4 protein-coding genes and 2 pseudogenes are annotated in these 8,363 nt (G+C 67.0%); all 6 read right to left on the bottom strand.

The features are described from left to right. Positions 1 to 8 precede the first annotated feature (8 nt). Positions 9 to 1,303: pseudogene (glyA, locus tag ABFB10_RS00905) on the bottom strand (serine hydroxymethyltransferase). A 19-nt stretch (positions 1,304 to 1,322) separates the two neighbouring features. Further along, positions 1,323 to 3,956 carry a phosphoenolpyruvate carboxylase gene (locus tag ABFB10_RS00900; RefSeq protein WP_430522978.1) on the bottom strand — a complete coding sequence of 878 codons (2,634 nt, stop codon included), beginning with the start codon at positions 3,954 to 3,956 and terminating at the stop codon, positions 1,323 to 1,325. After that, positions 3,956 to 4,948 (bottom strand): 2-hydroxyacid dehydrogenase, encoded by a 993-nt coding sequence (locus ABFB10_RS00895; protein WP_347164944.1) that lies wholly within the window; start codon positions 4,946 to 4,948, stop codon positions 3,956 to 3,958. The genes ABFB10_RS00900 and ABFB10_RS00895 overlap by 1 nt, the downstream gene beginning before the upstream one ends. Continuing rightward, positions 4,948 to 5,841 (bottom strand): succinate--CoA ligase subunit alpha, encoded by an 894-nt coding sequence (gene sucD / locus ABFB10_RS00890; protein ID WP_206566832.1) that lies wholly within the window; start codon positions 5,839 to 5,841, stop codon positions 4,948 to 4,950. The genes ABFB10_RS00895 and sucD overlap by 1 nt, the downstream gene beginning before the upstream one ends. Next, positions 5,838 to 7,038 (bottom strand): annotated as a pseudogene (locus tag ABFB10_RS00885) (malate--CoA ligase subunit beta). The gene sucD and the pseudogene ABFB10_RS00885 overlap by 4 nt, the downstream one beginning before the upstream one ends. A gap of 37 nt (positions 7,039 to 7,075) precedes the next feature. Then, positions 7,076 to 8,323, bottom strand: coding sequence for a pyridoxal-phosphate-dependent aminotransferase family protein (locus ABFB10_RS00880; RefSeq protein ID WP_347164943.1), 1,248 nt, complete (start codon positions 8,321 to 8,323; stop codon positions 7,076 to 7,078). Positions 8,324 to 8,363: the final 40 nt, after the last annotated feature.

Genomic DNA, 8,363 nt, shown 5'->3' with positions numbered 1-8,363 from the left:
AAGGGCCCTTACAGCCCCGGATACACCGGGAAGCGCTGGCACAGGGCCGCGACCTCACCCTTCACCTTGGCCTCGACCGCGGCATTGCCTTCGGCGCCATTGGCCTTCAGCCCGTCCACGACCTCGACGATCCAGTCGGCGATCTGGCGGAACTCGGCCTCGCCGAAGCCGCGTGTCGTCCCGGCGGGAGAACCCGTGCGGATACCGGAAGTCACCGTCGGCTTCTCTGGGTCGAAGGGCACACCGTTCTTGTTACAGGTGATATGCGCGCGGCCCAGAGCCTTCTCGGTCTCGTTGCCCTTCACGCCCTTGGGCCGCAGGTCCACCAGCACCACATGGGTGTCGGTGCCATGGGTCACTGTGTCCAGCCCGCCCTTGATCAGCTGGTCCGACAGCGCCTGAGCGTTGCGGATCACGTTCTGCTGGTAGGTCTTGAACGAAGGATCCAGCGCCTCGCCGAAGGCCACGGCCTTGGCCGCGATCACATGCATCAGCGGGCCGCCCTGGATGCCGGGGAAGATCGCCGAGTTGATCTTCTTGGCGATCTCTTCATCGTTTGTCAGGATCATGCCGCCACGCGGACCGCGCAGGGTCTTGTGAGTCGTGGTGGTCGCCACATGCGCATGCGGGAAGGGCGAGGGGTGCTCGCCCGCCGCCACCAGACCGGCGAAATGCGCCATGTCGACATGCAGGTAGGCGCCGACGCTGTCGGCGATCTCGCGCATGCGGGCAAAGTCGATCTGGCGCGGGATGGCAGAGCCGCCGGCCACGATCAGCTTGGGCTGGTGTTCTTTTGCCAGCTCGGCGACCTGGTCGTAATCCAGCAGGTTGTCCTGCTTGCGCACGCCGTATTGCACGGCGTTGAACCACTTGCCGGACTGGTTCGGCCTGGCGCCGTGGGTCAGGTGGCCACCGGCGTCGAGGCTCATGCCGAGGATGGTGTCGCCGGGCTTGATCAGCGCCTGGAACACCCCCTGGTTGGCCTGGAGCCCGAGTTCGGCTGCACGTTGGCAAACTCGCAGCCGAACAGCGCCTTGGCACGGTCGATGGCGAGGTTCTCGGCCACATCGACGAAGTCGCAACCGCCGTAGTAGCGGCGGCCCGGGTAGCCTTCGGCATATTTGTTGGTCATGACCGAGCCCTGCGCCTGCAGAACCGCCCGGCTGACGATGTTCTCGGAGGCGATCAGCTCGATCTCGTCGCGCTGGCGGCCAAGCTCGCCGGTGATCGCGGCAAAGAGTTCGGGGTCACGGTCGGACAGCGAGTCCGAGAAGAACCCGTCCTGGGTAAAGGTGACGTTCATGACTTTCCTCCTGTTCCTCCTAGCCGGTCCATCCAAGACCGGCCGAAATGCAGTTCATGGTCTGCATCAACTGTATGCGATGGCGGTTGCCGTCCTCGGCCCGCACCCGCTGCAACAGGCGGACCTGCGCTTCGTGGGCCGACCGCAGGGCGGAGTCGTGCTGCGCGATCCGCGCGGCAGCGTTGCGGAACCGGCTGCCCAGGGGCGTGCCGGTAAGGCTTTCGATGGCCTCGACCGAGCGCCTGTGCTCGGCCCGGATCAGGCCGAAGACCGCTTCGGCCGCGGCCCGGTCTTCCACCAGTCCGGCATAAAGCTCTGCCACGTCCAGCCGGACCAGCATCAGCGATTTCTCGACCTCGTCGACACAAAGCCGGAAGAGCGGCAGGTCCTGCATCACCCGGGACAGGGCACCCTCGCCCTCGGGCCCCCGGATCGCGCGGAAATCCTGCAGCGCCTGCCCGAAGCCGTACCAGCTGCTGATCATCTGGCGGTTCTGGGTCCATGCAAAGACCCGGGGGATCGCGCGCAGATCGGAGAGTGACGCGGCGCCGAAGCGGCGGGCCGGGCGCGACCCGATCTTCAGCAGGGCCAGTTCGTTGACCGGGCTGGCCTCGTTGAAATAGCTCAGGAAGCCCGGATGACGCAGCAGCGTCTGGTAGGTGGTCTGGCTGAGGCTGGACAGCGTCTCCATCACGTCGTCGGCCTCGGGGTCGACGGTTTCGAAGGCCGGGCCGGTGCTGTGGCGCAGCACGGAAGAGGCCAGCAGTTCCAGCTGCGCCGCCGCGGTGCCGGTGTTGGCGTATTTCGCGGTCACCACCTCGCCCTGTTCGGTCAGGCGCAGGGTTCCGGTCAGCGTGCCGCGCGGCTGCGCGGCGATGGCGCGAGCGGTGGGCGCCCCGCCCCGGCTGACCGAACCGCCGCGACCGTGGAAGAACACCGGGCGCGCCCCGAAGGCGGCGATGGCGCGGGTGATCGCGCGCTGCGCCCGATCCAGAGACCAGCTGGAACAGAGGAAGCCGCCGTCCTTGTTGCTGTCGGAATAGCCCAGCATGATTTCCAGCCGCCCGGTGCGGTCCTTCATGCTCCGTGCGGCCAGCGGGATCGACAGGACGTCGCGCAGGATCGCCGGGGCCGCGCGCAGGTCCTCGATGGTCTCGAAGAGCGGCACCACCTTCAGCGACAGGCGTTCGGCGCCGAACCCGGCATAACGGGCCAGCAGCAGTACGGCCAGCAGGTCGTCCGCCGAGCGGGTCATCGACAGGATGAACGGGCCGATGGCCTCGGGGTCCGGGCCATCGTGCACCTCGCGGATGAGATGCAGCAGCGCCATCAGTTCCGCCGCCTCGTCGCCCAGCTTGCCTCGGTCGAGCGCCTTCAGGCCCGCCTGTCCCACCTCGCGCCGAAGCCGTGCGGACCAGTCCGCCGACAGCGGTTCCGGCGCGGCATCGAGGGCGTTCCAGACCGCTTCAAGCGTGCGTGTCACCACGTCCGAGTTCTGGCGGATATCCAGCGTATGGGCGCGGAAGCCGAAGGTGGCCGCCTGCCAGCGCAGCGGGCGGACCAGCTGCCGCGCCATCTGCACGGCGCCCACGGACTCCAGCGCCGCCTCGACGCTGCGCAGGTCGGCAAGGAAGGCCGAGACGTCGCGGTAATCCCCGGCGGCAAGGCATTGCCGTATGGCCGTGGCCGCCTGCCGGAAGATCTCGTTGGGATTGCGCGCGGCACAGCGATCCGGGTCGGTGCTGCGGGTTTCGACGATCCCGGCCAGCGCGTCGCGATGCGCGCGCGGGACCGCGACGATCTTCTCGGAAATGCTCAGGCGCGGGATCACCCGGTCGAGGGCCTGAAGGTACTTCTCGACGATCATCTCGTGCGAGCGGTCCAGCGCCATGCGCGTCACCCCGGCGGTGACATTGGGATTGCCGTCCCGATCGCCGCCGATCCAGGAATGGAACCGGATACAGCAATGATCGCGCGTGGGCGGGCCAAGCACCTCTGTCACCGCGTCGTGGTAGCGTTCGAACAGGCGCGGAATCGCGTCGAACAGGCTGGTGCGGTAGAATTGCAGGCCCCAGTCGACCTCGGATTCAAGGCTGGGGCGCTCCATCCGCAGCTCACCCGTCAGCCACAGAAGGTCGATTTCCATCTCGAGCGTCTCTTCCAGACGCTCGATTTCGCGCGGGGACCAGCGCATCGTCTCGAACAGCACGAGGGTGCGGTAGATCCGGCGGTGGATCTCCATGACAGAGACACGCTTGGCCTCGGTCGGGTGGGCGGTGATCGTCGGGCCGACCGACAACCTGCCCTCGGCCAGCAGCGAGACCATCGTGGCGCGCTGGTCCTCGGGGCAGTCGGTCAGCGCGCGCAGAAAGCCGTCCTCGCCCGGCGCGCCCTCTTGTTCGGACAGGCGGCTGGTGCGGATCGCGAGGTTTTCCTCCATGATCTGCTGCAGGTGAAACCAGATGGTGCTGGCCTGCAGGTGATCGGAGTAGCGCGCCTCGTCCCAACCGGCCTCGCCACCCGACAGCGATTGCGCCACCTGCGGCGCGCGGCGGTGGAGAACCTTCAGCCAGGCCCCACGCAGGCGGCGATACACATCCTGGGCGTAGGTGTCCGGGGACTCCTGCCCCTTGGGTTCTGCCACCGCCCGCATCATGCCACCCGGTCGCCGGGTTCGCGGCCCTCGAAGAAGTCCACGAGGTTGTCGACCACCCGCCGCCCCATGGCGGTGCGGGTTTCCTCGGTGGCACTGCCCAGATGCGGCAGCATGACGAGGTTGTCGCAGTCCAGCAGGACCGGCGCGATCCGGGGCTCGCCGTCGAAGACATCCAGCGCAGCGCCGCCGATGCAATCGAACATCAGGGCCTGCGCAAGCGCCTGCTCGTCGATCACCTCGCCCCGGGCGGTGTTGATCAGGAAGGCACCACGCTTCATCAGGTCCAGACGGCGCGCGTTGATCAGGTGCCGGTTGGCCGCCCCGCCGGGACAGTGCAGCGAGACGAAATCGCATTGCGGCAGCAGCTCGTCGATGCTGTCGACCTGCTCCGCGTCGAAACGGTCGAGCACCTCCTGCGCGATCTTCGAGCGGTTCTGCACGACGATCTTCATGCCAAAGCCGAAATGCGCGCGCCGCGCCATGGCCCGACCGATGCGGCCAAAGCCCACGATGCCCAGCACCTTGCCGGTGACCTTGGCGCCGACCAGATGTGTCGGACGCCAGCCGGTCCATGCCCCGGCGCGCAGCTCGCGCTCGCCTTCGCCGGCGCGGCGGGCGACCATCAGCATCAGCGTCATGGCAAGGTCGGCGGTGCATTCCGACAGCACGTCGGGCGTGTTGGTCACCGCGATCCCCAGCCGCTTTGCCGCATCGGTGTCGATGTGGCTGAAGCCGACGCCGTAATTGGCCAGCAGCCGGGTGCGGGCCTGCGGCACATTCAGAGCGTCCGGGCCAAGCCCGTCGGTGACCGTCGGCAGGATGGCGTCGAAGTGGCCCAGGGCGTCGCGGAAATCCGCGGCGCTCATGGCCTTGTCCTCGATATTGAAGACGGTGTCGAAGCGTTCGGCCAGCTCGGTCTCGACCGATTGTGGCCAGCGGCGCGTGACAAGCACGCGCGGCCGATTGTTTCGGACGGACATGGTGTTCATCACGCCGCCTCTTTCTGCATGACCTTGGCAATGGTGTCACCGATCACCGCCGGGTTCGGGGCGACGATGACTCCGGCGGCGGTCAGGATCTCGACCTTCTCGCTGGCGCTTTCGCCGAAGGCCGAGATGATCGCGCCCGCGTGGCCCATGGTGCGGCCCTTGGGGGCGGTCAGGCCCGCGACATAGGCGATCACCGGCTTGGTCACATGGTCGCGGATATAGGCCGCGGCCTCGGCTTCCTGCGGTCCGCCGATCTCGCCGATCATGCAGATGACATGGGTCTCGTCATCGGCCTCGAAGCGTTCGAGGATGTCCTTGAACGAAGAACCGTTGATCGGGTCGCCACCGATGCCGACCGAGGTCGAGATACCGATGCCATGCTCTTTCAGCTGGGCCGCGGCCTCGTAGCCCAGCGTACCCGAGCGACCGATGATGCCCACGTGACCCGGCAGGTAGATGTGGCCCGGCATGATGCCCAGAAGCGCCTTGCCCGGGCTGATCGTGCCCGCGCAGTTCGGGCCGGTCAGCACCATGCGGCTTTCCTTGGGGTAGCGGTACATGTAGCGCTTCACCCGGATCATGTCCTGCGCGGGAATGCCGTCGGTGATGCAGACGCAGTACTTGATGCCCCCGTCGGCGGCTTCCATGATGCTGTCCGCCGCGAAGGGGGGCGGCACGAAGACGAGGCTTGCAACCGCGCCGGTGGCGGCAACCGCCTCTTCGACGGTGTCGAAGACCGGAACGCCCTCGACCACCTGCCCGCCCTTGCCGGGCACCACGCCGCCGACGACATTGGTGCCATAGGCGATCATGTCCGCAGTGTGGAACCGGGCCATCTTGCCGGTGATCCCCTGAACGATGACGGGGGTGTCTCTGTCGATGAAGATGCTCATTGCACGGCCCTCATTCTGGAGTTCTGGGTCAGGTCGTTCTGCCAGGCGCCAACGGCGCGCTCGGCGGCTTCCATCAGGGTGGTCGCGCGGATGATCGGCAGACCGGACTTGGCGAGGATCTTCTGACCCTCCTCGACGTTGGTGCCCGCAAGGCGGACCACGACGGGCACCTCGACCTGCACCTCTTTCAGCGCCTGCACGACCCCTTCAGCGACCCAGTCGCAGCGGTTGATACCCGCGAAGATATTGACCAGCACCGCCTGCACGTTGCTGTCGGACATCACCAGCCGGAAGGCCTTGGCGACCCGTTCCGGCGTGGCGCCGCCACCGATGTCGAGGAAGTTGGCGGGTTCGCCCCCGGCCAGCTTGATGGTGTCCATCGTGGCCATGGCCAGACCGGCGCCGTTCACGATGCAGCCGATGTTGCCGTCGAGCCCGACATAGGACAGGCCCCGGTCGGCGGCGCGGCTTTCGCGCGGATCTTCCTGGCTCTTGTCGCGCAGCTCGCTGATCTGCGGATGGCGGAACAGCGCGTTGTCGTCGAAGGTCATCTTCGCATCCAGCGCGAGGATCCGGTTGTCCCCGGTCACCACCAGCGGGTTGATCTCGACCATGGTCGCGTCGTGCTCGCGGAAGGCGCGGTAGCAGCCCTGAAGCGTGCGCACCATCGCCGCCGTCATGCCCGGTTCGATCCCCAGCTTGAAGGCGATCTGGCGGCACTGGAAGTCCTGCAGGCCGACCGCCGGTTCGACGGTGGCGCGCACGATGCTGTCGGGCTTCTCGGCAGAGATCTCCTCGATCTCCATCCCGCCTTCGGCGGAGGCCACGATCATCACCCGCTGCGATGTCCGGTCCAGCACGAAGCCCAGGTAGACCTCGCGGTCGATCGGCACGGCGCCCTCGACGTAGACGCGGTAGATGCCCTTACCCTCGGGTCCGGTCTGATGGGTCACCAGCTTGCGGTCGAAAAGCTCTTCGCAGGTGGCCTCGGATCTCGGCGTCGCTGTCGCAGACCTTCACGCCGCCGGCCTTGCCACGGCCACCCGCGTGGACCTGCGCCTTGACGACCCAGCGGTCGCCGCCCAGTTCGCGGGCGCGGTAAGCGGCCTGCTCCGGGCTGTAGGCCAGCGCCCCCGGCGGGATCTCGACACCGAAACTGGCGAGGATTTCCTTCGCCTGATACTCATGGATATCCATGCTCTTTCCTCCTCCGAAAGATTGGATCGTGTTGGAATTACTCTGCCGCGATGGCCTGGTCGTAGGCGGCGTTCAGCGCCTCTTCGACGCGGGCGCCGTCAACGGTGCCGCCCATGGCGCGGATCGCATCCGCGAAACGGTGGACGATATCGGTGATGGCGGCGCGGGTCAGCAGGTTGAGGATGCCGATCCGGATCTGCACCGGCGCCGACAGCGTCGGCCAGATGCCGAAGTTCTGCGCCCGGCAGGATTGCACCAGCTCCATCTCGCGGCCCGCCAGCTCTGACGGCAGGTTCAGAACCACCAGCGACGTCATGTTCGAGGTCACCTCGCAGCCCATGGCCCGCACCGCGCGGCGCAGCGCCGCCTCGTGGAAGGCGTATTCCTTGGCGCGCGCCGGGATGCCCTGTTGCAGGGTGATGCGCAGCGCCTCGTGGAAGGCAGAGACCGCATAGGCGGAATGGGTCCGGTGATAGGTGCCCTTCTCGACGTCCTTGCCGTCGATGATGCCCCAGTGACGGGCCTCCATGATCGGGTGATGCACGAAGGTGCGGGTGCCGGTCTTCTTCAGCGTCTCGATGTAGCGGTCGGTGAAGGACACCGGCGCATAGGTCAGCGGCAGGCAGCAGATGCCTTTCTGCGGGCAGGAGGCCCAGCCGTGCACGCCGGGGAAATCGTCGATGCGGAAATCTTCGACCCCCAGCGACGAAACCGCGTCAACCAGGCCCATGACGTCGTGGCGCTCGCAGGCCTCGCTGAAGCCGCGGATGTCGTTGATGCGGCCCGATCCGGTTTCCCAATGCGCCATGCAGGCCCACTTCGGCTTGTGCCGGGCCAGCGCCTCTTCGACCATGCCGCCGGTGACCGAGACGCCGTGCGGCACGTCGACCACGACAACAGAGGCCGGTTTCGGGTCCAGCGGGTTCAGCGCCAGTTCCGCGGCGGTGGCGGCCTTCATGCGGACGGTCAGCCCGTCGATGCCCGAGAAGGTGCCGTTGTTGAAGACGACAACCTTGTCGCCGGGCATGATGGCGCTGAACATCACGTCCAGGCCGCTCCAGCCGGTGCCGGCGACGCCGAAGGTGTGGATGTTCTCGGTGCCCCAGACCTGGCGCAGCATCAGCTTGCATTCAACCATGCCGCGCAGAACGTCGCCGTGCATGTGGTCGGCGATACCGGCGCCCGAGAAAGCCGCCAGAACGCGGGCATCGGTATTGCCCGGGCCGGGGCCCGCCGCGATGGTTTCCGGGATCTCAAGCTTGGGGAAAAGTTGCGCTACGGTCATGACACCTCCCAGTGTTTACCTCAGTGAGAATTTTGTTTCC

Origin of the sequence: Ponticoccus litoralis (assembly GCF_039769985.1) — a bacterium.
In the GTDB taxonomy this organism is placed as follows: domain Bacteria; phylum Pseudomonadota; class Alphaproteobacteria; order Rhodobacterales; family Rhodobacteraceae; genus Ponticoccus; species Ponticoccus litoralis.
The sequence above is the reverse complement of the archived record's forward strand: the minus strand, read 5'-3'. Positions and strand labels throughout refer to the sequence as shown.

What these genes read in the sequence shown, in the direction of transcription:
- sucD (WP_206566832.1), bottom strand. Translation starts at nt 5,841, where the DNA reads ATGAGCATCTTCATCGACAGAGACACCCCCGTCATCGTTCAGGGGATC.
- ABFB10_RS00880 (WP_347164943.1), bottom strand. Translation starts at nt 8,323, where the DNA reads ATGACCGTAGCGCAACTTTTCCCCAAGCTTGAGATCCCGGAAACCATC.
- ABFB10_RS00895 (WP_347164944.1), bottom strand. Translation starts at nt 4,948, where the DNA reads ATGAACACCATGTCCGTCCGAAACAATCGGCCGCGCGTGCTTGTCACG.
- ABFB10_RS00900 (WP_430522978.1), bottom strand. Translation starts at nt 3,956, where the DNA reads ATGCGGGCGGTGGCAGAACCCAAGGGGCAGGAGTCCCCGGACACCTAC.